This window comes from Thauera sp. (genome assembly GCF_035444905.1).
In the GTDB taxonomy this organism is placed as follows: domain Bacteria; phylum Pseudomonadota; class Gammaproteobacteria; order Burkholderiales; family Rhodocyclaceae; genus Thauera.
Genome location: NZ_DAOMPS010000005.1, coordinates 1 through 24,743, shown reverse-complemented (window position 1 = coordinate 24,743; position 24,743 = coordinate 1). Strand labels below are relative to the sequence as shown.

The 24,743-nt window shown below is 69.6% G+C and carries 19 protein-coding genes; 7 read left to right on the top strand and 12 right to left on the bottom strand.

Going from position 1 to position 24,743, the window contains the following annotated elements:
* Positions 1-240 precede the first annotated feature (240 nt).
* From PLC66_RS03570 to PLC66_RS03560, 3 genes are all read left to right on the top strand, one after another.
* Positions 241-1,455 (top strand): nitrate/nitrite transporter, encoded by a 1,215-nt coding sequence (locus PLC66_RS03570; protein WP_324537879.1) that lies wholly within the window; start codon positions 241-243, stop codon positions 1,453-1,455.
* A gap of 105 nt (positions 1,456-1,560) precedes the next feature.
* Positions 1,561-3,243 carry a bifunctional protein-serine/threonine kinase/phosphatase gene (locus PLC66_RS03565; protein WP_324537981.1) on the top strand — a complete coding sequence of 561 codons (1,683 nt, stop codon included), beginning with the start codon at positions 1,561-1,563 and terminating at the stop codon, positions 3,241-3,243.
* 58 nt (positions 3,244-3,301) lie between these two features.
* Positions 3,302-6,013: a nitrate reductase gene (locus PLC66_RS03560; protein WP_324537980.1), complete on the top strand. Its 2,712-nt coding sequence runs from the start codon at positions 3,302-3,304 to the stop codon at positions 6,011-6,013.
* Here the strand turns inward: PLC66_RS03560 and cls are convergent.
* The 6 genes from cls to PLC66_RS03530 all read right to left on the bottom strand — a co-directional run bounded on the left by cls (position 5,994) and on the right by PLC66_RS03530 (position 13,467).
* Complete coding sequence (cls, locus tag PLC66_RS03555) at positions 5,994-7,427, bottom strand: cardiolipin synthase (protein ID WP_324537878.1); 1,434 nt, start codon at positions 7,425-7,427, stop codon at positions 5,994-5,996. The genes PLC66_RS03560 and cls overlap by 20 nt on opposite strands.
* Before the next feature lie 27 nt (positions 7,428-7,454).
* Complete coding sequence (locus PLC66_RS03550) at positions 7,455-8,117, bottom strand: LutC/YkgG family protein (protein ID WP_324537877.1); 663 nt, start codon at positions 8,115-8,117, stop codon at positions 7,455-7,457.
* The gene (locus tag PLC66_RS03545) at positions 8,114-9,523 is read right to left on the bottom strand and encodes a LutB/LldF family L-lactate oxidation iron-sulfur protein (protein ID WP_324537876.1); all 1,410 of its coding nucleotides are present in this window, start codon (positions 9,521-9,523) and stop codon (positions 8,114-8,116) included. The genes PLC66_RS03550 and PLC66_RS03545 overlap by 4 nt, the downstream gene beginning before the upstream one ends.
* A 3-nt stretch (positions 9,524-9,526) precedes the next feature.
* Complete coding sequence (locus PLC66_RS03540) at positions 9,527-10,312, bottom strand: (Fe-S)-binding protein (protein ID WP_324537875.1); 786 nt, start codon at positions 10,310-10,312, stop codon at positions 9,527-9,529.
* Positions 10,313-10,451: 139 nt separating this feature from the next.
* Positions 10,452-11,867 (bottom strand): Re/Si-specific NAD(P)(+) transhydrogenase subunit beta, encoded by a 1,416-nt coding sequence (gene pntB / locus PLC66_RS03535; RefSeq protein WP_324537874.1) that lies wholly within the window; start codon positions 11,865-11,867, stop codon positions 10,452-10,454.
* 10 nt (positions 11,868-11,877) lie between these two features.
* A complete protein-coding gene (locus PLC66_RS03530) occupies positions 11,878-13,467 on the bottom strand; it encodes a Re/Si-specific NAD(P)(+) transhydrogenase subunit alpha (protein ID WP_324537873.1) in 1,590 nt (529 codons plus the stop codon).
* A 465-nt stretch (positions 13,468-13,932) separates the two neighbouring features.
* Here PLC66_RS03530 and PLC66_RS03525 point away from each other — a divergent pair, with 465 nt between their 5' ends.
* The gene (locus tag PLC66_RS03525; RefSeq protein WP_324537872.1) at positions 13,933-14,370 is read left to right on the top strand and encodes a gamma-glutamylcyclotransferase family protein; all 438 of its coding nucleotides are present in this window, start codon (positions 13,933-13,935) and stop codon (positions 14,368-14,370) included.
* Between the two features lie 164 nt (positions 14,371-14,534).
* Here PLC66_RS03525 and PLC66_RS03520 read toward each other — a convergent pair whose 3' ends face one another.
* Positions 14,535-15,107 (bottom strand): phasin family protein, encoded by a 573-nt coding sequence (locus PLC66_RS03520; RefSeq protein ID WP_324537871.1) that lies wholly within the window; start codon positions 15,105-15,107, stop codon positions 14,535-14,537.
* A gap of 311 nt (positions 15,108-15,418) precedes the next feature.
* Here PLC66_RS03520 and PLC66_RS03515 point away from each other — a divergent pair, with 311 nt between their 5' ends.
* Together PLC66_RS03515 and PLC66_RS03510 are read left to right on the top strand one after the other, a co-directional pair.
* A complete protein-coding gene (locus PLC66_RS03515; RefSeq protein WP_324537870.1) occupies positions 15,419-16,420 on the top strand; it encodes an amidoligase family protein in 1,002 nt (333 codons plus the stop codon).
* A gap of 40 nt (positions 16,421-16,460) precedes the next feature.
* Positions 16,461-17,801, top strand: a complete 1,341-nt coding sequence (locus PLC66_RS03510; protein WP_324537869.1) for a Na+/H+ antiporter family protein — start codon at positions 16,461-16,463, stop codon at positions 17,799-17,801.
* A gap of 51 nt (positions 17,802-17,852) precedes the next feature.
* On the opposite strand, the gene PLC66_RS03505 is transcribed toward PLC66_RS03510, so the two are convergent.
* From PLC66_RS03505 to PLC66_RS03495, 3 genes are all read right to left on the bottom strand, one after another.
* Complete coding sequence (locus tag PLC66_RS03505) at positions 17,853-18,884, bottom strand: threonine aldolase family protein (RefSeq protein ID WP_324537868.1); 1,032 nt, start codon at positions 18,882-18,884, stop codon at positions 17,853-17,855.
* Between the two features lie 4 nt (positions 18,885-18,888).
* Complete coding sequence (gene sstT, locus PLC66_RS03500) at positions 18,889-20,136, bottom strand: serine/threonine transporter SstT (RefSeq protein ID WP_324537867.1); 1,248 nt, start codon at positions 20,134-20,136, stop codon at positions 18,889-18,891.
* A gap of 133 nt (positions 20,137-20,269) precedes the next feature.
* On the bottom strand, positions 20,270-21,658 hold the full coding sequence (locus PLC66_RS03495; RefSeq protein ID WP_324537866.1) for an L-serine ammonia-lyase: 1,389 nt from the start codon (positions 21,656-21,658) through the stop codon (positions 20,270-20,272).
* A gap of 141 nt (positions 21,659-21,799) precedes the next feature.
* Between PLC66_RS03495 and PLC66_RS03490 the strand changes: the two genes are divergently transcribed.
* Complete coding sequence (locus PLC66_RS03490) at positions 21,800-22,720, top strand: LysR substrate-binding domain-containing protein (protein ID WP_324537865.1); 921 nt, start codon at positions 21,800-21,802, stop codon at positions 22,718-22,720.
* A gap of 32 nt (positions 22,721-22,752) precedes the next feature.
* Here PLC66_RS03490 and PLC66_RS03485 read toward each other — a convergent pair whose 3' ends face one another.
* Positions 22,753-24,051: a TRAP transporter large permease gene (locus PLC66_RS03485; RefSeq protein ID WP_324537864.1), complete on the bottom strand. Its 1,299-nt coding sequence runs from the start codon at positions 24,049-24,051 to the stop codon at positions 22,753-22,755.
* Between the two features lie 10 nt (positions 24,052-24,061).
* Positions 24,062-24,580 carry a TRAP transporter small permease gene (locus PLC66_RS03480; RefSeq protein WP_324537863.1) on the bottom strand — a complete coding sequence of 173 codons (519 nt, stop codon included), beginning with the start codon at positions 24,578-24,580 and terminating at the stop codon, positions 24,062-24,064.
* Positions 24,581-24,743: the final 163 nt, after the last annotated feature.

The following is a 24,743-nucleotide window of genomic DNA, read 5'->3' as shown; positions in this document are numbered from 1 at the left end:
CATGCACTGATTTTGTGCACTGCACTCCGACTCCGCGCACCAAGATCGTGCGTGCTCAGAGTTGATGGAGCTTCATAAGCTCTTGAAATCTATAATTTCATGTCTTGGCATGGGGCTTGCTAGTCGATAACCAGCACAGCGCCAGGCCCGCCAAAGTTGGCGGGCCCATCGGGCAACGGAGTCTTGCGCTGAAGTTTCCTGCACCAAAGGTGCATACGACGCATGACTCTGGAGTTCGACATGGACAAGAAATCCTTCCTGCAGGCCGGCCATACGCCGACGCTGATCGCCGCCTTCCTCTATTTCGACCTTGCCTTCATGGTGTGGGTGTTGCTCGGGCCGCTGGCGGTGGGCATCTCGGCGGACCTCGGCCTGTCCCATTCCGAGAAGGGCCTGATGGTGGCGACGCCGGTGTTGGCCGGGGCGCTGCTGCGCATCGTCATGGGCGTGGCGGTCGACCGCCTGTCACCGAAGAAGGCGGCGATCATCGGCCAGGTCATCGTGATCCTGGCGCTCGCCTATGCCTGGGTCGCCGGCGTGCATTCGTTTGCCGAGGTGCTGGTGCTGGGCGTCTTCCTCGGCGTTGCCGGCGCGTCGTTTGCGGCGGCGCTGCCGCTGGCCTCGCGCTGGTATCCGCCCGAGCACCAAGGCACGGCGATGGGCATCGCCGGGGCGGGCAACTCCGGCACGGCCTTTGCCGCGCTGTTCGCTCCCGGCCTGGCGATGGCCTTCGGCTGGCACAACGTCTTCGGCATCGCGCTGATTCCGCTGGTGATCGTGCTCGTCGCCTTCTGCTTCATGGCCAAGGACGCGCCGGACGCGCCGCCGCCCAAGACCTTCGCCGAGTACCTGAAGGTGCTCAAGGACAAGGACGCGTGGTGGTTCATGTTCTTCTACGCGGTCACCTTCGGTGGCTTTGTCGGCCTGGCGTCCTCGCTGGTGATCTACTTCAATACCCAGTATGGGCTGGACCCGAAGATGGCGGGCTTCTTCACCGCCGGCTGCGTGTTCGCCGGCTCGCTGGTGCGGCCGATCGGCGGCAACGTGGCGGACCGCATCGGCGGGGTGAAGTCGCTCAGCGTGATGTATGTGTTCGCCGCGTTCTTCCTCGCCATCGTCAGCATCGGCCTGCCCGAGGCGTGGATGGCGCTGGTGGTGTTCGTGGGCGCGATGCTGGCGCTGGGTATGGGTAACGGGGCGGTGTTCCAGCTCGTGCCGCAGCGCTTCCGGCGCGAGATCGGCGTCATGACCGGCCTGGTCGGCATGGCCGGCGGTGTCGGCGGCTTCTACCTGGCGTCCTCGCTCGGCTATTCGAAGCAGGTTACCGGCAGCTACCAGATCGGCTTCCTGGTGTTCGCCGCGCTCGCCGTGTTCGCGCTGATCGGCCTTACCGCGGTGAAGACGCGCTGGCGCACCACCTGGGGCGCGGCCCACCTGACCGCGGCGAAGATCTGACGCCGCCCCGCCAGCCAGCGCAGCAACGGAGGCATCGTGGGCACGATCATCGACTTTCCCGAGTCCGGCGCGGTGGCGAACGCCGCACCGCGGCCGGCGCGGGGCGTGCCCGGCCTGCAGGTCAGCCTGGGCCATGCCAGCGCGCAGGGGCCGCGGCCGCGCAACGAGGACTTCGTCGGCGCCGCCACGCCCGAAGGCGAGGAGCTCGAGGCCAAGGGCATGCTGCTGGCGGTGGCCGACGGGGTGGGCGGCCATGCCCATGGGCGCGAGGCGGCCGAGCAGACGGTGCGCAGCCTGCTCGCCGACTACTTCTCGACGCCGCAGACCTGGAGTGTCGACAAGTCGGTCGACACCGTGCTCGGCGCCGTCAATCGCTGGCTGCTCGGCCAGTCGGCAAAGGCGCGCGAGTATGCCGGCATGGCGACCACGCTGACCGCGGTGGTGCTGCGCGGCCGGCGCTACCACGTCGCCCATGTGGGCGATTCGCGCGCCTACCGCTGGCGGGCGGGCGAGCTGCTGCGCCTGACCGAGGACCACACCTGGGCGCACCCCGAGTTCGACAACGTGTTGCGCCGCGCGATCGGGCTCGAGGCGCGCCTGCTGGTCGATCACGACGATGGCGAGCTGGCCGCCGGCGACCGCTTCGTGCTGGTGACCGATGGCGTGTGGACCACGCTCGGCGACGCCGGTATCGCCGCCGTGCTGCTGGCGCAGGCGGATGCCCAGCAGGCGGCCGATGCGCTCGCCCAGGGGGCGCTGCGCCGGGGGGCGACCGACAACGCCACTGCGCTCGTCGCCAACGTCGAGGCCTTGCCGGCGGACAAGCTGCGCGACCGCCTCGCCGACGGCCACCGCCTGCCGCTACCGCCGCGGCTCAAGCCGGGGCAGACGCTCGATGGCCTGCGCGTGGAGGAGGTGCTGCACGAGTCGCGCCTGACCCTGCTCTACCGCGTCACCCGGCTCGCTGGCGGCGAGGCCCTGGTGCTGAAGACGCTGCGCCCGGAGGCGGACGACGACGAGGCGGTGGGTGCGCTGGTGCGCGAGGAGTGGCTGGCGCGCCGGGTGCCGGGCAAGGGCTTTCCGCGCGTGTGCGACCATCCGCGCGCGCACCTGTACTACCTGATGAGCTGGCACGAGGGCGAGACGCTGAAGGCGAGCCTCGCCCGCGGCCACCGCTTTGAGGCGCACGAGCTGGTCGGCATCGGCCGTGCCTTGCTGCGCCGGGTGGCGGTGCTGCACCGGCTGGGCATCGTGCATCGCGACATCAAGCCCGACAACGTGCACATCGACCGCAGTGGCGAGCTGCGGCTGCTCGACCTCGGGGTGGCGGCCGCCGACGCCGAGGACCTGGCCGAGATCAACAACCCGGGCACGCCGTCCTACATGGCGCCCGAGCTGTTTGCCGGCGGCCAGGCCAACGAGTCGTCCGACCTCTACGCCTGCGGCGTCACGCTCTACGAGTTGCTGACACGCAAATACCCCTACGGCGAGATCGAGCCCTTCCAGCATCCGCGCTTCGGCGCTCCGGTGCCGCCGACGCGCTACCGCCCCGACACCCCCGAATGGCTCGAGAGCGTGCTGCTCAAGGCCTGCGCGCGCGAGCCGCAGGATCGTTTCGAGACCGCCGAGGAGTTCCTGCTCGCGCTCGAGCGCGGCGCCAGCCGCCCGCTCGCCACCCGCCGCCGCGTGCCCTTGCTCGAGCGCAATCCACGCCTGGCGTTGAAGATCGTCGCCGCGCTGTCGCTCGCACTCAACCTCGTGCTGCTGTACCTGCTCAGCCGCCACTAGAATCAGAGGCCCCGTGATGATTTCCGATGTGCAAGCAAAGACCGCGACCCCGTCCACGATGGAGACCCGAGCGACCTGCCCGTATTGCGGCGTCGGCTGCGGCGTGCTGATCGAGCACGATGGCGAACGCATCACCGGCGTGCGCGGCGACCCCGTGCATCCGGCCAACTTCGGCCGCCTGTGCACCAAGGGCTCGACCCTGCACCTGAGCGCCCGGCCGCAGACGCGGCTGCTGCACCCCGAACTGCGCCGCGCACGTGGCGAGCCGCGCCAGCGCGTGGGCTGGGACGAGGCCATCGCCACCGCCGCGGGCCGCTTCGCCGAGGTCATCAATACCCATGGACCGGATGCGGTGGCCTTCTACATCTCCGGCCAGCTGCTGACCGAGGACTACTACGTCTTCAACAAGGCGATGAAGGGCCTGATCGGCAGCAACAACGTCGACACCAACTCGCGCCTCTGCATGTCGAGCGCGGTTGCCGCCTACAAGCAGACCCTGGGCGCGGACGCACCGCCCTGTGCCTACGAGGACTTCGATCACGCCGACTGCATCCTGATCGCCGGCGCCAACCCGGCCTACGCCCATCCGGTCGCCTTCCGCCGCATCGAGGACGCGAAAAAGGCGCGCCCGCACATGAAGCTGATCGTGGTCGATCCGCGCCGCACCGACACCGCCGCCAGTGCCGACCTGCACCTGGCCATCCTGCCCGGTACCGACATCTGGCTGTACAACGCGATGCTGCACGTGCTGCTGGACGAGGGCCTGATCGATGCCGATTTCATAGCCGCCCACACCGAGGGCTTCGACGCCTTGCGCGAGCACGTGCGCGACATCACGCCCGCGGCGGCGGCCGAGGTCTGCGGCGTGCCCGCGGCCGACATCGTCACCGCTGCGCGTTGGTGGGGGCAGTCGGCGGCGGCGCTGTCGCTGTGGTGCCAGGGGCTCAACCAATCCACCCACGGCACCCACAACGGCACGGCGCTGATCGCGCTGTCGCTCGCCACCGGCAAGATCGGCAAGCCGGGCTGCGGGCCGTTCTCGCTCACCGGCCAGCCCAATGCGATGGGCGGGCGCGAGGTCGGCGGGCTGGCCAACCTGCTGTCGGCCCACCGCGACCTGGCCAACCCGGCGCACCGCGAAGAGGTCGCCCGCCTGTGGGGGGTGGATAGCGTGCCCGCCACGCCGGGGCTGACCGCGGTCGAGCTGTTCCAGGCCGCGCGCGAGGGCCGCATCAAGGCGCTGTGGATCGCCTGCACCAATCCGGCGCAGTCGATGCCCGAGCTCGAGTTGGTGCGCGAGGCCTTGCAGTGCTGCGACTTCGTCGTGCTGCAGGAAGCGTTTCGCAGCACCGAGACGGCGCCCTTTGCCGACCTCATGCTGCCGGCGGCGACCTGGGGCGAAAAGGAGGGCACGGTGACCAATTCCGAGCGCCGCATCACCCATGTGCGCCGCGCCCTGCCGCCGCCCGGCGAGGCGCGGCCCGACTGGCGCATCGTGTGCGACTTCGCGCGTGCGCTGGGGCCGCTGATCGGCAAGCCGCAGGCCACGTACATGTTCGCCTACGACGGGGTGGAGGCGATCTTCGCCGAGCACGTGGCGAGCACCGCCGGTCGCGACCTGGACATCACCGGGCTCGATTACGCCCTGCTCGACGCCGCCGGCCCGCAGCAGTGGCCATTTCCGGCCGCGGCGCGCGCGGCAGGGGCGGCGGGCCGGGCGCGCCTGTACGCCGACGGCTGCTTCCCCACCGCGAGCGGCCGCGCGCGCTTCGTGGTGCCGGTGCAGGCGAGCACGGCGGAGCAGGTCGATGAACGCTATCCCCTGCACCTGACCACCGGCCGCCTGCGCGACCAGTGGCACGGCATGAGCCGCACCGGCAAGGTGGCGCGCCTGTACAGCCATGTGGACGAGGCCCGCATCGAGCTCAACCCGGCCGAGCTGCAGGCCCGCGGCCTGCGCAGCGGCGAGCTGCTGCGGGTGTCGAGCCGGCGCGGCAGGCTGGTGCTGCGCGCGTACGCCTCCGACGAGGTGCGCCGCGGCCAGGCTTTCGTGGCCATGCACTGGGGGCGCAACGTGCTCGACTCGGGCGGCATCAACCTGCTGGTCGGCGGCGCGCTCGACCCGTTCTCGAAGCAACCCGAGCTCAAGCACACGGCGATCGCCATCGAGCGCGCCGAGCTGCCCTGGCAGATGCTGCTGATGCGCGTGGAGCGCGACGAATGCGCGGCCACCGAGCAGGCCGAGGCTCTGGTGCCGTGGCTGGAGCGTTTCGCCTACGCTTCGCTCGCGCTCGCCGGTCGCGAGCGCGCCGCGGTGGTGATGCGCGTGGCGCACGACCAGCCGATTCCGCCGGCCTGGCTGGCCGAGCTCGATGCCGTGCTCGGGCTCGATGACGAGTGCGTGGTGAGCTACGAGGATCCGCGCCGCGGCATCAGCAAGCGCGCGCTGATCGAGGACGAGCGCCTGGTCGGCCTGCGCCTGGCCGGCGAGACCCTGGCCGGTGCGTGGCTGCGCGAGCTGATGGTGGAGGCCCAGTCCACCGCTGCGCTGCGGCGCTGGTTGCTGGCGCCGCTGTCGGCGCCGCCCGCGGCGGCCGTGGGGCGGGGGCGCATCGTGTGCAACTGCCTGAACGTCTCCGAGAACGAGATCGTCGCCGCGATCGGCGCCGGCGCCGATTTCGATGCGTTGCAGGCGCAACTCGCCTGCGGCACGTCCTGTGGCTCCTGCGTGCCGGAGATCCGGCGCATGCTCACAGCACCGGTGCGGTGAGGTGGGCTGCGCGCGAGGCGGCGCGGAACCACCAGGGCTGTTCCAGCACCTCGGCCAGCGTCATCTCGCGCGAGCGCGCGAAGTCGGTCTCGAACATGGCGGCCATCTCGCGGCCAAAGTCCTCGTCCAGCACCCAGGCGGTGATCTCGAAGTTGAGGCGGAAGGAGCGGTTGTCGAGGTTGACCGTGCCCACCGCCGAGGCGCCGTCGTCGATCAGCATCGTCTTGCCGTGCAGGAAGCCGGCCTGGTAGCGGTGGATGCGCACGCCGGCCTCGAGCAGCGGGCCGACGAAGGCATAGGCGGCCAGCCAGGTCAGCAGGTTGTCGGGGCGCTCGGGAATCAGCACGCGCACGTCCACCCCGCGCAGCGCGGCGAGCTTGAGCGCGTTGAGCACCGACTCGTCGGGCACGAAGTAGGGGCTGGCGATCCAGGCGCGCTGGCGTGCCGCGGCCAGCGCATGCTGCACCATCAGGCTGGCGGTCTCGAAGCGGTCGGCGGGGCCGCTGGGCAGCATCAGGATCGGCACGCCGTTGGCGGCCGCGCTGGCGGGCTGCCAGTCGAAGTCGAGCACCTCGCCGCTTGCCCAGTGCCAGTCTTCGAGGAAGGACAGTTGCAGGCTGAACACCGCCGGCCCCGACAGCTTCATGTGGGTGTCGCGCCAGGGGCCGATGCGGCGGTCGCGGCCCAGGTACTCGTCGCCGACGTTGAAGCCGCCGACCCAGCCATGCTGGCCGTCGGCGACGATGATCTTGCGGTGGTTGCGGAAGTTGAGCTGGAAGCGGTTGCCCGAGCCCTGGGTGGAGTGGAAGGGGCGGACCTCGACCCCGGCGGCGCGCAGCTCGGCCAGGTAGCGCCGCGGCAGACGGTAGCTGCCGATCTCGTCATACAGGAAGTGCACCTTGACGCCGCTGCGCGCCCTGGCCTCGAGGCGGCGCTTGAGTTCGCGACCGAGCGCGTCGTCGCGCACGATGTAGAACTGCACCAGCAGGTAGTGCTCGGCGGCGTCGATGCCGGCCAGCATGCTGTCGAAGGCAGCCTCGCCGTCGATCAGCAGTTCGGCCTGGTTGCCGCCCAGCAGCGGCAGCTTGGCCAGGCGCTCCAGCACCTGCAGCTCCTGTTGCCGCGCGGGCAGCGCGGTGGCGTAGTCGTCGACGTGCGACATCTTCTGCGCGAGATCGCGATAGAGCCGGCTGTCGTCCTCGCGGCGGCCGATCACGTAGCCGTTGAAGCGGTTGCGCCCGAACACCCAGTAAGCCGGTACGGCGGCGTAGGGGAAGGTGCTCAGGGACACGATCCAGGCGACGGCGCCGGGCGCAGTGCGGGTCGACATCAAGGCGTCGATCGAGGACAGGATGCCGAGCGTGTGGGCGATGAAGACCGCCGCGAACACGGCACGCTTGCGGGTGATCGGCATGCGGGTGGCCTCTCGCTGTGCCGGCCTTCAGCCGGCGGCCGCGGCCTCGCCGACGATCACCACATGCAGGTAGCGCGGGCCGTGGGCGCCGAGCACCAGGCTGCCCTCGATGTCGGTGGTGCCGCTGGCGCCGGTGATGATGTTGACGTTGCGCGGCAGGCGCGCGCCGGCGATGGCCGCGGCGTAGTCGTCGAGGTAGGCGAGCACCTTGTCGGCGCGCACCATCACCAGGTGGTGCAGCGGCAGGAAGTTGGCGAGGATCGGCGTCTCGGCATCCGAGTGGAAGACCAGCGAGCCGGTCTCGGCGATGCCCCAGCGCGCGAAGCCCACGGCAAGGGTTTCGTCGGGCGCGACGCGGTCGTGGAGCTCGAAGCCCGACCAGTCGAGCGCCTGCAGCACGGCGGCCGGCTGCAGGGCGATCGCCGCGGGCAGGGCGCGCGCCTCGAGGTAGCGCGCCACCGCGGCGGGCAGCTCGGCGGCGTCGGCGATGCGCTCGGCGGTGGCCGCGACCTTGGGGGTGAGCAACCGGGCGATGAAGGCCTCCACCAGGTCGTCGGCGAGCAGGCCGGGGCGGATCGCCGGGAGCTCCTCGAGCAGGGCGTCGGCCTCGCGCCGCAGCGCCGCGGGGTCGGGCGTGCGCGGGCCGAGGGCGCCGCGCACGGCGTTGAGGATGGCTTCGCGCGCGCTCATCGTGCGTTCTCCTGATCCTTGAGCATTTCCATGAAGGTCCGCCTGGCCGGCGCCGGAAACTCGCGGTGCGCGGTCCACGCGCCCAGCCCCGGCAGGCCGCGCACCACGCCGCCGCGGCTGAAGAGCCGCATCATGCGCACCGCGATCGCCGTCCCCAGGCGATAGAGCCGGGGGCGCGAGGCGACGAAGGTGTGCAGCCCCAAACCGAAACGGACGGCGGTCGGCTCCAGCCCCTCGCGCCACGAGCGGTCGCGCCAGCCGCGCAGCAGGGTCGGCAGCGGGATTGCCACCGGGCACACCTCCTGGCACTTGCCGTTCATCGTGCACGCGTGCGGCAGGTCGCGGGATTGCGCCAGACCGTCGAACACCGGCGTCAGCACCGCGCCCATCGGCCCGGGATAGGTGCCGCCATAGACGTGGCCGCCGAGCTGGCGGAACACCACGCAGTGGTTCATGCAGGCGCCGCAGCGGATGCAGCGCAGCATCTCCTGCATGCCCTCGCGCAGCATGCGCGTGCGGCCGTTGTCGACCAGCACGATGTGGAATTCTTCCGGCCCGTCACGATCGCCGGCCTGCTTCGGCCCGCAATGGAAGGTGGTGTATTGGGTGACGTCGGCGCCGGTGGCCGAGCGCACCAGCAGGCGCAGCATGGCGATCGCATGGCCCATGCTGGGGACGAGCTTCTCGATGCCGGCGGTGACGATATGCACCCGCGGCGGCGTGGTGGTGAGCTCGGCGTTGCCCTCGTTGGTGACGGTGCAGGTGGCGCCGGTGTCGGCGAGCAGGAAGTTGGCGCCCGAAATGGCGACATCGGCCGACAGGAACTTGTCGCGCAGCTCGCGGCGGGCGCTGTCGACCATCGCCTCGATGGTCTCCTCCCGGTGCGGCACGCGGTGCAGGCGCTTGAACATCTCCGACACCTGCTCGCGCGTGCGGTGCATCGACGGCCACACGATGTGCGAGGGGCGATCGCCGCCCAGCTGCACGATGTGCTCGGCGAGGTCGGTCTCGATGCGCTCGATGCCGGCCTCGTCGAGCGCGTGGGGCAGGCCGATCTCCTCGCCCAGCATCGACTTGACCCGGGTGACGCGCTTCGCGCCGGCTTCCTTGCACAGGCGCACGACGATCTGTGAGGCCTCGTCGGCGGTCGCGGCCCAGTACACCTTGGCGCCGGAGGCGATCGCGTTGCGCTCGAACTCCAGCAGGTAGTGGTCGAGGTTGGCGATGACGTGGTCCTTGATCCGCTTGCCGCGCTCGCGCGCCGCCTCGAACTGCGGGAACTGGCTCATCGCCACCGCGCGCTTGCGCTCGGCGGTGCCGGTGGTGCGGTCGATCGCGATCTTCAGCGTGGGGTTGGCCAGCGCACGTTCGGCGCGGGCCTTGAAGGAAAGTGTCGCCTCTTCCATGGCTCAGTCCTCCTCGCCGATGGCCGGCCCGTCGCCCATGCCGGCGAGCACCTCGGCGGCGTGGAAGGCGCGCACGCTCGAGCCCTTGCGCTTGAGCTTGCCGGCCATGTTCATCAGGCAGCCGAGGTCGCCGCCGAGCAGCAGCTCGGCGCCGCTACGCTCGATGGCCTCGGCCTTCTCGCCGACGATGGCGTTGGAGATCGCCGGATACTTGACGCAGAAGGTGCCGCCGAAGCCGCAGCACACGTCGTTGCCTTCGAGCGGTTTGAGCGTGAGCCCGGCGACCTGGCCGAGCAGGGCGCGCGGCTGCTCGTGCACGCCGAGCTCGCGCAGGCCCGAGCAGCTGTCGTGGTAGGTGAAGCTGCGGTCGAGCTTCACGTCGGCCGGCGCGTAGCGCATCACGTCGACCAGGAAGCTCATCAGCTCGTGGGTCCGCTCACCGAGCCGGCGTGCGCGCTCGGCCCAGGCCGGATCGTCGGCGAGGGCCTCGGCATAGTGCGCGCGCGTCATGCCGACGCAGGAGCCGGAAGGCGCGACCACGTCGTCGTAGCCCTCGAAGGTGTCGATGAAGTGACGCGCCAGCGTGGCCGCGTGCGCGGTGTCGCCGCTGTTGAAGGCGGGCTGGCCGCAGCAGGTCTGCGCCTGCGGGACCTCGACCCGGCAGCCGGCGTCGCGCAGCAGCTTGAGTGCGGCAAAGCCGACGCTGGGGCGCATCGCATCCACCAGGCAGGTGACGAAGAGCGCGACGCGCGGCGCGGTCGGGCGTGATTCGCTGCGGGGTTCGATCATGCGGTGAGCCTCCAGGTTGTCCGTACGACTGTCCGGCCCGGGGCTGCACGCAGATGCGCATAAAAACGCGGGCATGGCGGCCGTCGCCGCCATGCCCGCGCCACCCGAAGCGCGAGCCTCGGATATTACCCTTTCTACGTCAGGTGCTCAGGGCACCGAGGACTTCATCGAGCATCTTTCGGGCATCGCCGAACAGCATGCGGTTGTTGTCCTTGTAGAACAGCGGGTTGTCGACCCCGGCGTAGCCCGAGGCCATGCTGCGCTTCATGACGATGGAGGTGCGCGCCTTCCACACCTCGAGCACCGGCATGCCGGCGATCGGGCTGGCCGGATCCTCCTGCGCAGCCGGGTTCACGATGTCGTTGGCGCCGATCACGATCGCGACGTCGGTGTCCGGGAAGTCCTCGTTGATCTCGTCCATCTCGAGCACGATGTCGTAGGGCACCTTGGCCTCGGCCAGCAGCACGTTCATGTGGCCCGGCATGCGACCGGCCACCGGGTGGATGGCGAAGCGCACGTTGATGCCCTGGCCGCGCAGCACATTGACGATCTCGCACACCACGTGCTGGGCCTGCGCCACCGCCATGCCGTAGCCCGGCACGATGACGACGTTCCTGGCCTCGCGCAGCAGCTCGGCGGTATCCACTGCGCTGATCGGCGTGACCTCGCCGGCCGGCTCGGCGCCGTCGGCCGCCGCCGCAGGGGCGCCGCCGCCGGAGCCGAAGCCGCCGGCGATGACGCTGAGGAAGTTGCGGTTCATCGCCCGGCACATGATGTAGGACAGGATCGCACCCGACGAGCCGACCAGCGCGCCGACGACGATCAGCAGGTCGTTGCCGAGCATGAAGCCGGTGGCCGCCGCCGCCCAGCCGGAGTAGCTGTTGAGCATCGAGACCACCACCGGCATGTCGGCGCCACCGATCGCCATCACCATGTGCACGCCGAAGGCAAGGGCGATCACGGTCATCACCAGCAGCAGCGTCACGCCGACGCCGGTCGAGTGCGTGTTGAGGAACCAGTTGCCGAGCAGGATCACCAGCACGAGGCCGAACAGGTTGAGGAAATGCCGCGCCGGCAGCAACAGCGGCTTGCCGCCGATCTTGCCGGAGAGCTTGCCGAAGGCGATCAGCGAGCCGGAGAAGGTGACCGCACCGATCAGGATGCCGATGTAGATCTCCACCTCGTGGATGGACTTCTCGGCGGCGGTGGGGAACACCAGGGAGGTGTCCACGTAGCTCGCGAAGCCCACCAGGCAGGCGGCCAGGCCCACCAGGCTGTGCATCAGCGCGACGAGCTCGGGCATCTGCGTCATCTGCACCTTCTTGGCGGCGTAGAGGCCGACGGCGGCGCCGATGACGAGGGCGATGACAATCCACGGGACGCCGGCCAGCGACACCTGCGGGCCGAACACGGTGGCCAGCACCGCGATGCCCATGCCGACGATGCCGAACAGGTTGCCGCGGCGAGCGGTCTCTGGGTGGGCGAGCCCGCCCAGGCTGAGGATGAAGAGGATGGTGGCGCCGATGTACGAGACAGTGGCCATGCTTGAGGTCATTGTCTTCTCCTTACTTGCGGAACATCGCGAGCATGCGACGGGTGACCGCGAAGCCGCCGAACATGTTGACGGCGGTGAGGGTGATGGCCACGAAGGCGAGGATGCCGATCAGGCCACCGGGACGGTCAGTGGCCCCTTCGGCCAGCGGCGGTGCGATCTGCACCAGGGCGCCGATCGCGATGATCGACGAGATGGCGTTGGTGACGCTCATCAGCGGCGTGTGCAGCGAGGGCGTGACGTTCCACACCACCATGTAGCCGACGAAGCAGGCCAGCACGAACACCGTGAAGTGGGTGAGGAAGCTGGCCGGGGCGTACAGGCCGACGAGCAGGAACAGCAGCGCGCCGACCCCGAACACGATGGCCAGCGACTTGACCGACATCGGTGCGCCGGCGCCGTGGCCATGGCCCTTGGGGGCGGCGATCGGCGCGGCGGACGCCTTGGGCTTGGCCGCTGCGGCGGGCAGCTTGGGCGGCGGTGCGGGCCAGGTGAGCTCGCCAGCCTTGATCACGGTGAGGCCGCGGATCGCGTCGTCGTCGAAGTTGACGACGATGTTGCCGTCCTTGGCCTTGCACAGCTCCTCGGTCAGGCGCAGGAGGTTGTTCGAGTACAGGGTGGACGACTGCTTGGCCAGGCGGCTGAGCAGGTCGGTGTAGCCGATGATGGTGACACCGTGGCGCACCACCGCCTCGCCGGGCACGGTCAGCTCGCAGTTGCCGCCCTGTTCGGCAGCGAGATCGACGATCACGCTGCCGGGCTTCATGCTCTGCACCATCTCGGCGGTGATCAGCTTGGGCGCGGGCTTGCCCGGGATCAGCGCGGTGGTGATGACGATGTCGGCATCCTTGGCCTCGCGCGCATACATGGCGCGCTGCGCGGCCTGGAAGCCCTCGCTCATGACCTTGGCGTAGCCGCCGCTGCCCGCGCCTTCCTCGTCGTAATCGACCTTGACGAACTCGCCGCCGAGCGACACCACCTGGTCGGCGACTTCGGCGCGGGTGTCGTTGGCGCGCACGACCGCACCCAGGTTGGCCGCGGTGCCGATCGCCGCCAGGCCGGCCACGCCGGCGCCGGCGATGAAGACCCTGGCCGGCGGGACCTTGCCCGCGGCGGTGATCTGGCCGTTGAAGAAGCGGCCGAAGGCGTTCGCCGCCTCGACCACCGCGCGATAGCCGCTGATGCCGGCCATGGACGACAGCGCGTCCATCTTCTGCGCGCGGCTCAGTTGCCGCGGCAGGCAGTCCATCGCCAGCACGGTGGCCTTGCGCGCCTGCAGGGCCGCCATCAGCTCGGGGTTCTGCGCCGGCCAGACGAAGCCGATCAGCGTGGCACCCTCGCGCAGCAGCGCGACCTCTTCCAGCGCCGGCGGACGCACCTTGAAGACGATGTCCGCGCGCCCCAGCAGCTCGGCTGCGGTGGGCAGGACCTCTGCGCCGGCGGCGCGGTAGTCCTCGTCCGAGAAGTTGGCCGCTTCGCCGGCGCCGCTTTCGACCGCGACGGCGAAACCCAGCTTGACCAGCTTGGCCACGACCTCGGGAACGGTCGCCACGCGCTTCTCAGCGGCGAAGCTTTCCTTCGGGACTCCGATCAACAGACTCATGATCGCGACTCCTCACGGGTTTGGGCCTGGAACCGGGTGGACGTCGCACCGGCGGCGCGGGGGTGCAGGCCAGCGGCGGCTGTCCTCGGGTTTGGCGCGCTCCCGGGCTGGAGCGCGAGGCGGGGGCCACGAAGCGTGGTCCCGCGAGCCATGGTCATATGCATTGGGTTATCCATGTTGTTTTGTTGAGGGTGATGCCGGCGCACTTGCGCACTCCACAGCATGCGCGGGCCGCAGCTGAGGGCGAAGTTGGCGCCGGTGGCGAAGGTGGCTTCCGCTGACGCCCGTTCGAGCTTGAAACCGGTCGCTGGCTCAGGATCGCCTCGCCGCCCCAATGGGATCTGCGGAAGGATCCTGGTGTCAAGCATTTCGTTCGGGATCGCCGGCGCGCCGGCAGCGCAGGCCGCCGATCGGCCGCAGGGCAGCACAACCGGGGGAGCAAAGGTGGCAGCGGAATCATCGAACATGACGAAGGCAGTGTGGCGCTGGCGCCGCATGGGCGGCGTGGCCGTCGCCATCGTGTTGCTGGCTGCGGGCGGCACCTGGCACCTGATGCTCAGCCCCTGGGGCTACGAGCCGCCTGCAGGCCTGGCGCCGATCGAGGAGGGGGTGCCGCATCGCGTGTTCGCCTTCGGTACCTTGCGCAATCCGCTGGTGCGCGGCCTGGTCATCGGCCGCCACGCACCCACCCAGGCGGCGGTGCTGCCAGGCCATGCCAAGGTCGGCCTGGACGTGAGGCCGCAGCCGGGCGCGCAGACCGCGGGCGAGGTCTTCGTGGTCGAGGCCGGGGAACTGCGCCGCCTCGACCGCTACGAACGCCTCGGGCTGCGCTACGAGCGCGTCGAGCTCGAACTGGAGGACGGTGGCCCGGCCTGGGTCTACCGGCGGCTTGCGCGACCGTGACAGGGGCGCAATGCCTGGCCGGCCTCGAGGCGGAGGGGCGATCTGGCAAAGGAGCGGGGACACGAGCGGGCAGGCACACGAGAAGGCAAAAAAGCCGCCCGGTATGATCCGGGCGGCATCGTCGCGAGCGCGGGCCGCCAGGGCCCGGCGCTGGCAGGGCGCGATCAGGCGGCCTTGGCGGCAGCCGTGGTCTTGGCCGAGGTGGCCTTCACGGCTTCGACAGTGGCTTCGGTCGCGGCGGCGACGTTGGCTTCGGCAGCTTCGGCAACCTGCTTGGTGGCCTTGCTGACGCTGTCATAGACGTTGCTGGACAGGGCCATCGCCGACTTGATGGCGGCGAACACCGGCTCGGAGCCAGCCGGCGCGGTCTTGGCAGCGCGCTCCAGGGTGTCGGCGAAGGTCTTGTTGATCTCGGCGACCTGGGCTTCGAACAGCTTGGTGATCTCCTGCTGCGCTTCGCTGGTGATCTCCTGCACGCTGCGGCCGTAGGCGATGGCCTTGTCCAGCATCGGCTGGGCCAGCGAGGCCTGCAGCGCGATCAGCTCTTGCGGGTTCTTGGCCGACTGCAGGCTCTGGACGGCGGTCAGGCTGTCTTCCAGCGCGCTGCGTGCGGCGTTCACGTTGAGGGCGCTCAGGCGCTCGAACTGGGCGAAGGCCTTGTTGGTCAGCGTGGCGAAGGTCTCGATGCTGGCCTTGTGGGCGGTGGCGAAGTGCTCGCGGGTGGCAATGGCGCTCATGGTGGATTTCCTTGATTGGGTGGTTGAGGGTTAGGGGTGATCGGAACTCGGGATAAAGCCGCCTAGTGAAAATGGTGCGGCGCAACATGGTTCCCAGTATAGGCCGGTTGTTCCTGCTGTCAAGGCCCGGAGGCCGAGATCGATATGGCTAAGGAATTTCTTGTGCAACGCAGTATATTTGACCTTGCGCCTATTGCAGACGCATGACGTGACGCGCTTCGTTATGATCCTGAATCGGGCCGTGAGCGATGCCCGGCCTTCGCAGCTCGCGGGTCTTGTGGGCCCCGTCTGCGCTCACTGGGAGATGGGTGGTGCGCAATCCCGTGCGGGAACTGAAGCAGCCCCCGTGGCTGCACACTGCCGAAGGCGGCGTGCGCCGCGTCGGCGTCGAGCTCGAGATGAGCGGCTTGCGGCTGGACGAGCTGGCGGCCTGCGTGGCCGGCTTCCTGGGCCTCGCGGTGCATAGCCGGGGGCGCTACGAGCGGCTGCTCAAGGGCGACCGGGCGGGCGACTGGGTGGTGGAGCTCGATTTCGACCTGCTCAAGCGTCTCGGCCGCGAGGCGCGTGCGGCGGACTCGCTGGCGGGCGAGCTCGAGCGCTCGGCCGAGGAGGCGCTGGCCTGGGTGGCCGAAGCGGTGGTGCCGGTGGAGCTCATCAGCCCGCCGCTGGCGCTCGAGCGCCTCGGCGAAGTCGAGGGCTTGATCGCCCACCTGCGCGCAGCGGGGGCGAAGGGTACCTCGGACAGCCTGATCAGTGCCTTCGGCATGCAGCTCAACCCCGAGCTGCACGACACCGGCGCGCGCTCGATCACCGCCTGCCTGAAGGCCTTCCTGTGCCTGTACGACTGGCTGTTTGCGCGCGCGGACATCGACATCGCGCGCCGCGTCACCCGCTATGTCGATCCTTTCCCGCTCGACTATGCGCGCAAGGTGATCGCGCGCGGCTACTGGCCTGCGCTCGGCACGCTGATCGACGACTACCTCGCCGACAACCCGACCCGCAACCGCGCGCTCGACCTGCTGCCGCTGTTCCTGCACCTGGACGAGGCGCGCGTGCGCAAGCTGGTGAGCGACCCGCTGGTCAAGCCCAGGCCCACCTTCCACTACCGCCTGCCCGACTGCGACATCCACCTGCCCGACTGGGGCCTGTACCTGGCCTGGAACGACTGGGTGGAGGTGGAGCGGCTCGCCGCGGACGAGGCCAGGCTCCAGGGCTGCTGCGCGGCCTACCTCGAGCACCTGTCGCGCCCGCTCGACCGCCTGCTCGGCGACTGGGTCGCCGTGCTCGAGGCCGAGTGGCTTGGCGAGGCTTGAGCGGCATGCCCGAGAACCCGAAGCCTAGGAGGAAAAACACATGAACGCCGTGGTACTGGCGGTGGTCGTCATGGTCGCCTTGTCCATGATGCGGGTCTCGGTCGCCTTTGCGCTGGTGCTGGCGAGTGTGGTCGGCGGGCTCGCGGCCGGCATGCCGATGAACACGATCGTGCAGGCCTTCAACGATGGCCTCGGTGGCGGTGCGGGCGTGGCGCTCGCCTACGCGACGCTGGGCGCCTTCGCCGTCGCGCTGTCGCAGACCGGCATCGCGCAGCGCCTGTCGGCGCGGGTGGTCGCCCACGTCAACGCCAGCGGGCGCACGCAGCGCGAGATGGCGGTGGTGAAGTGGGGCATGCTCGGCTGCCTGGTGCTGGCCGGTTTCGCCGCCGAGACGGTGGTGCCGGTGCACATCGCCTTCATCCCCATCCTGGTGCCGCCGCTGCTGCACGTGATGAACCGCCTGCAGCTCGACCGCCGGCTCACCGCCTGCGCCCTCACCTTCTCGATCACGATGATGTACATGGCGGTGCCGGTGGGCTTCGGCACGATCTTCCTCAACGACATCCTGATCGGCAACATCAACCAGGCTGGCGCGGCCGAGGGACTGGCGGTGAGCACCGCACAGGCGCCGCTGGCGATGCTGATCCCGGCGCTGGGCATGGTGGCGGGGCTGGCCATTGCGCTGTTCAGTTATCGCGGCAAGCGCCAGTACGCGGACCGCCCGGTCGCCGGCGAGCACCGCCTGGAAGCGGACACCCGCCTGACCCGCCGCCAGATCGCGCTGATCGTGGCCGCACTGGTGTCGGCGCTGGCGGTGCAACTGTGGACCGGCTCGATGGTGTTCGGTGGCCTGGTGGGCTTCGGCTTCCTGTCGATGAGCGGCGTCATGCGCTGGCGCGACCAGGACGACGTGACCACCCAGGGCATGCGCCTGATGGCGCAGGTCGGCTTCATCATGATCGCCGCCGCCGGCTTCGCCGCGGTGATGAAGGCGAGCGGCGAGATCCCGGCGCTGGTCAGCGGCTCGGTCGAGCTGATCGGCGACCAGCGCGGCGTCGCCGCCCTGGTGATGCTGCTGGTGGGCCTGTTCATCACGATGGGCATCGGCTCGTCCTTCTCGACCGTGCCGATCATCGCCTCGATCTACGTGCCGCTGGCACTGGGCTTCGGCTTCTCGCCGCTGGCGGTGATCGCGCTGGTGGGCACGGCGGCGGCGCTGGGCGATGCGGGCTCGCCGGCCTCGGACTCGACGCTGGGGCCCACCGCCGGGCTCAACGCCGACGGCCAGCACGACCACATCTGGGACACGGTGGTGCCGACCTTCCTGCACTTCAACCTGCCGCTGATGGCCGCGGGCTGGATCGCGGCGATGATCCTTTAGTTTGGGGGCAGGCGCCGGCCGGCGTTCGCAGCGCCGGCGCGCGGACCTGCCTCAGGCTGCCGGAGCGAGTGCGCGCAGATCCGCCAGCAGCGCGTCGACGCTGGCGGGCAGGGTGTCCCAGCCGCACATGAAGCGCGCGCCGCCGGCGCCGATGAAGGTGTAGAAGCGCCAGCCGCGCTCGCGCAGGCCGGAAAGCACGAGCGGAGGCAGTTCGCAGAACACGCCGTTGGCCTCGACCGGGAACAGCAGCTTCGCCCCCGGCACCTGCTGCAGGCCGCTGGCCAGGCGCTGCGCCATCGCGTTGGCGTGGCGGGCGTGGCGCAGCCAGGTGTCGTTGTCGAGGATGCCGAGCCAGGGCGCGGACAGGAAGCGCATCTTCGAGGCCAGTTGCCCGGCCTGCTTGCAGCGCCAGGCGAAGTCCTCGGACAGCTTGCGGTCGAAGAACACGACCGCCTCGCCGACCGGCAGGCCCATCTTGGTGCCGCCGAAGCACAACACGTCGACGCCGGCGCGCCAGGTGATGTCGGCCGGCGCCACGCCGAGCGAGGCCACGGCGTTGGCGAAGCGGGCGCCGTCCATGTGCACCCGCAGCCCATGCGCGCGCGCGCAGTCGGCGATCGCGGCGACCTCGTCGGGCCGATACACGGTGCCGACCTCGGTGCTCTGCGTCAGCGTCACCACGCGCGGCTTGGGGTAGTGGATGTCGCTGCGGCGGGCGATGACCTCGAGCACCGAGGCGGGCGTGAGCTTGCCGTGCTCGCCTTGCGCGGGCAGCAGCTTGGAGCCGTTGGAGAAGAACTCCGGCCCGCCGCATTCGTCGGTCTCGACGTGGGCCAGCTCGTGGCACACCACGCTGTGATAGCTCTGGCACAGCGCGGCGAGCGCGAGCGAGTTGGCGGCGGTGCCGTTGAAGACGAAGTAGACGTCGCAATCGGTGTCGAAGAGCTGGCGCAGGCGGTCGGAGACCTGGCGCGTCCAGTCGTCCTCGCCGTAGGCGGGTGCGTGGCCGGCGTTGGCCGCCGCGAAGGCCGCCATGGCCTCCGGGCAGACACCGGCGTAGTTGTCGCTGGCGAAGTGCTGCATGGGATCAGGCGACGTCCTTCAGGTTCAGGTCCAGCGGCTCGCCGCTCTCGGCGGCGCAGGCGGCGGCGGTGAAGATGACGTCGGTCGAGGAGTTGAGCGCGGTCTCGGCCGAATCCTGCACCACGCTGATGACGAAGCCGATCGCCACCACCTGCATCGCCACGTCGGCGTCGATGCCGAACAGCGCGGTCGCCATCGGGATCAGTAGCAGCGAGCCGCCCGCCACGCCCGACACGCCGGCTGCAGCCAGGCCGGACACGATGCACAGCAGCAGCGCCGTGGCGAAGTCGACCGGGATGTTCAGGGTGTGGGCCGCGGCCAGCGTCATCACCGAGATCGTGATCGCCGCGCCGGCCATGTTGATGGTGGCGCCGAGCGGGATGGAGATCGAGTAGGTGTCCTCGTGCAGGCCCATGCGACGGCACAGCTCGAGGTTGATGGGGATGTTGGCGGCCGAGCTGCGGGTGAAGAATGCGGTGACGGCGCTCTCGCGCAGGCAGGTGAGCACCAGCGGATAGGGGTTGCTGCGCAGCTTCCAGAACACGAACAGCGGATTGACGACCAGCGCGACGAACAGCATGCAGCCCACGATCACCAGCAGCAGGCGGCCGTAGCCGAGCAGTGCGTCCAGGCCGGTCTCGCCCATGGTGGCGGCGACCAGGCCGAAGATGCCGAGCGGGGCGAAGCGGATCACCACATGCACGATCTTCGACACCGCGTCGGCCAGATCATTGACCACCTTGCGCGTGCCCTCGCCGGCGTGGCGCAGCGCGATGCCCAGGCCGATCGCCCACGCCAGGATGCCGATGAAGTTGGCCTCCATCAGCGCGCGCACCGGGTTGGCGACCACGTTGAGCAGCAGGTTCTTGATCACCACCAGGATGCCGCCCGGCGGGTTGCCGGCGACGGCCGGTGCGTCGAGCACCAGCGTGGTCGGGAAGGCGAAGCTGGCGAGCACCGCCACCAGCGCGGCGGCGAAGGTGCCGAGCAGGTAGAGGATCAGCACCGGACGGATGTGGGTGGGCTGGCCCTGCTTGTGGTTGGCGATGGCCGCCGCCACCAGCACGAAGACCAGGATGGGCGCGACCGCCTTCAGTGCGGCGATGAAGAGGTCGCCGAGCAGGGCGACCGACTTGGTGGCGCCCGGTGCGATCAGCGCCAAGGCGATGCCGAGGACCAGACCGATGGCGATCTGGGAGATGAGGCTCATGCGCATCACGCGCTGCAGAGCCGTGGGGGTTGCGGTGGTCATCTGGGTGTCTCCTCGTGGATGACGTTGTGGTTAGGGACGCCGGGTGAGGCGTGACCCGGGCACATGCGGGATGGGCTGCGCCGGGTCGGGGGTGAGTCGAAGATGAGTCGGTGGTGCGCTTGTCTGGCGGCGCTCAGCACTCGGGGAAGCTGACGGCGAGGCCGCCGCGCGAGGTCTCCTTGTACTTGTCGAGCATGTCGCGGCCGGTGTCGCGCATGGTGCGGATGACCTGGTCGAGCGAGATCGCGTGCGCGCCGTCGCCGCGCAGGGCGAGCTGGGCGGCGTTGATCGCCTTCACCGAGGCCATCGCGTTGCGCTCGATGCAGGGCACCTGCACCAGGCCGCCGACCGGGTCGCAGGTCAGGCCGAGGTTGTGCTCGAGGCCGATCTCGGCCGCGTTCTCGACCTGCTCGGGGCTGCCGCCGAGCACTTCGGCCAGGCCCGCCGCCGCCATTGCGCAGGCCGAACCGACCTCGCCCTGGCAGCCGACTTCGGCGCCGGAGATCGAGGCGTTCTTCTTGCACAGCGCGCCGACCGCGGCGGCGGCGAGGAGGAAGTTCTCCACGTCGGTTTCGCTGCTGCCGGGCATGAAGTGCATGTAGTAATGCAGCACCGCCGGGATGATCCCGGCCGCACCGTTGGTGGGCGCGGTGACGACGCGGCCGCCGCCGGCGTTTTCTTCGTTGACCGCGAGCGCGTAGAGGTTGACCCAGTCGAGCGCGGCCATGGTGTCGCTGATCAGGTTGCGGCCGGCGGCACGCTCGCTCAACTTGTGGTGCAGTGCGGCGGCACGGCGGCGCACGTTGAGCCCGCCCGGCAGCACGCCTTCCTGGGTGATGCCGCGATCCACGCAGGCGCGCATCACGTCCCAGATGCGCTTGAGTGCGGCGCGGGTCTCGTCCGTGCTGCGCCAGGCGGATTCGTTGGCCAGCATCAGCTCGCTGATGCGCAGGCCATGGCGGCGGCACTGCTCGAGCAGCTCGGCGCCGGTGTCGAAGGGATACGGCACGACGACCTCGGCCTCCGCCGAAGTGCCCGACTGGGCCTGCGCCTCGTCGACGACGAAACCGCCGCCGACCGAGTAATAGGTGTTCTCGAACACCACGCCGCCATCGCCATCAGCGCCATGGGCGATCAGGCGCATGGCGTTGGGGTGGTAGGGCAGGCTCACCGGCAGCAGGCGCATGTCGCGCGCCCAGTCGAAGGGCACGGTGTGCGAGCCCATCAGCTTCAGTTCGCCGTCGAGCTTGACCAGGTCGACCGCGTCGATGACGAAGTCGGGATCGACCGCGTCCGGGCGCGCGCCCATCAGGCCGGCAATGACCGCACGATCGGTACCGTGGCCGATGCCGGTCGCCGACAGCGAACCGTAGAGCTTCACCTCGATCCGGCGCACGCTGTCGAGCAGGCCTTTCTGCGCCAGCGCGGCGGCAAAATCGTGGGCGGCGCGCATTGGCCCGACGGTGTGCGAGCTGGACGGGCCGATGCCGATCTTGAACAGATCGAGGACGCTGATGGACATGGACGGCTCCTGATGAAAATCCGTTGTTGATTTAATGAATCTAATCTAGAAAATGTTTATCACTGCATCAAGGCATTTTCCATTGGCGCCAGAGCCGACTCAATCGATTGTTTTTCACACTGGCTTCAGAAAATCTAAATCATGAACCCCGCTACACCCTCCCAGGTCCATACCCGCCTGCGCGTCTTCCTGGCGGCCGCCCGCCATCTGTCGTTCACCCGCGCGGGCGAGGAACTGCACATCACCACCGGTGCGGTCAGCCAGCAGATCAAGCTGCTCGAGGACTGGCTCGGCCAGCGCCTGTTTCGCCGCCTGCCGCGGCGGCTGGAACTCACCGACGCCGGCAACCGCCTGCTCGCCGCGGTCGACCCGGCCTACGCCGCGGTGGAACTCGCCATCGGTCGCCTGCGCGGCGGCGCGCTGAGCGGCGTGGTGCGGGTGCGCACGCTGCCCTCCTTCCTCGCCACCTGGCTGGTGCCGCGGCTGCCACGGCTGATGGCGCGCTTTCCGCAGATCGAGCTGCAGGTCGAGGCCGAGGACAGCACCTATTCGCTGCGCGACGGCGAGTTCGACCTCGCGATCGACCTCAACGACGGCACCTACCCCGGCTTCCAGAGCACGGTGCTGCTGGAGGAGGAGATCTTCCCGGTGTGCTCGCCGCGCCTGCTGGAAGGACGTCCGGCGCTGGACTCGCCCGAGGCCCTGCAGCATTACCCGCTGCTGCACGACATGACCGCCTGGCGCGGCAGCCCGCCTTACGCCGAATGGGAGCGCTATCTGCGCGCGATCGGCACCCCCCAGGTCGAAGTGCGACGCGGCTACATGTTCAACCGCAACCACATCACCATGCAGTGTGCGATTGCCGGCATGGGCGTGGCGATCGCGCGCCGCACGCTGATCACCGACGAGCTCGACAGCGGCCGCCTGGTGGCGCCCTTTGCGCAGACGGTGGCCACCGGCAAGCGCTACTGCCTGGTGTACTCGGCCGGCGCACTCGCCGACCCGCGCGTGGCCACGGTGCATGACTGGATCCTGGGCGAGGCGCGCGGCGCCGACGCCTGATACGCGTCGGCGCACGGCGCCCCGGGTCGCCGTCAGCCGATCATGTGCCCGGGCAGCCACGTCACCAGTCCGGGGAAGAGGTACAGCAGCACCACCGCCACCACCATCAGCAGGAAGTAGGGCAGCGCGTAGCGGGCGATCACTGTCATGTCGCGCCCGGTCAGGCCCTGCAGCACGAACAGGTTGAATCCGACCGGCGGCGTGACCTGCGCCATTTCCACGGTGACGACGACGAAGATGCCGAACCACAGCGGATCGATGCCCGCGCTCTGGATGGTCGGCATCAGCACCGCCATGGTCAGCACCACGATCGAGATGCCGTCGAGGAAGCAGCCGAGCAGCACGTAGAAGATCGCCAGCGCCACCAGCAGCATCGCCGGGCTGAGGCCGAGCGCACCGATCCACTCGGCGAGGTGGCGCGGCAGGCCGATGTAACCCATCGCCAGGGTCAGGAAGGCCGAGCCGGCGAGGATCAGCGCGATCATGCAGTACAGGCGGGTGGCACCCATCAGCGCGGCGATGAAGCTCGCGCGATTCAAGGTGCGCTGGCTGGCGGCAATGATCAGGCTGCCGATCACGCCGATCGCCGCCGCCTCGGTGGCGGTGGCGATGCCGCTGTAGATCGAGCCGAGCACGCCACCGATGAGCAGGATCACCGGGATCAGGTTCTTCGACGCGCGCACCTTGCTCATGAAGTCGGTCTTGAGGTCGGCGGGCGGGATCTTGTCCGCATTCATCAGCGACCACACCACCACCCAGCCCATGAACAGCGTTGCCAGCAGGATGCCGGGCAGCACACCGCCGATGAAGAGCTTGGAGATCGACACGTCGGCCGCCACCCCATACACGATCATGATGATCGAAGGCGGGATCAGCAGTCCGAGGGTGCCGGCGCCGGCGAGGGTGCCGAGCGCCATGGATTCGGGATAGCCGCGGCGTTCGAGCTCGGGCAGCGCGATCTTGCCGATGGTGGCGCAGGTCGCCGCCGACGAGCCCGACACCGCGGCGAACAGCGTGCAGCCGATGATGTTGGTGTGAAGCAGGCGTCCCGGCAGGCGCTCGAGCCAGGGCGACAGGCCCTTGAACATGTCTTCCGACAGCTTGGTGCGGAACAGGATCTCGCCCATCCACAGGAACAGCGGCAGCGCGGTCAGGGTCCAGCTCGAGCCGTGGCTCCAGATCGCCACCGCCATGCCGTCGCCGGGCGCGCGCGGGGTGAAGCCGAGCATGCCGAGGATGCCGATCGCCATCAGCGCCAGCCCGATCCATACGCCGCCGGCGAGCAGCGCCAGCATCAGGCCGATCATCACGGCCGCAATCATCAGTTCCATGGCGCGCTCCTCATTCCATGCGCGCGGCTTCGCCGCTGTGGGTGGCGAGTCGCGCCGGTGCGCGGCCCAGCGTGGTCATCACCAGGTCGTCGATCAGCGCGATCAGCAGCACGACCGTGCCGATCGCCATCGACAGCTGCGGAATCCACAGCGGCGTGGCGTCCACGCCCTGCGAGATCTCCTCGAATTCGTGCGACTGCCACACCAGCCGCAGCGCATAGAAGGCCAGCATCGCAGCGACTGCGGTGGCGGTGGCGAGCGAGAACCACTCCAGCGCCGCGCGCAGCCGCGGGCCGGCCCGATCGAGCACCAGGCTCACCCGGATGTGCTCACCGTGCTTGAAGGTGTAGGCCAGGGCGAGGAAGCCGCAGGCCGCCATGGCGTAGCCGGCATAGTCGTCGGTGCCGGGCAGGTAGATGCCGAGCGGACGGCTGAAGACGCCGGCGCCGACCAGCACCAGCGTGGCGATCATGCCGATCGCGGCCAGCGCGCCGGACAGGCGGTACAGGGAATCGAGGAACGCTCTCATGGGCGGTCTCCTGAACAGGAACGGCCCCGCCGCTGCGGGGCCGATGCGGCATCAACCGATTACTTGAGCTTGCGGTAGGCGTCGAGGATCGCCTGGCCGTCGGGACCCGCCTTCTCGACCCACTCGGCGGTCATCTTCTCGCCGACCTTGAGCAGCTCGGCCT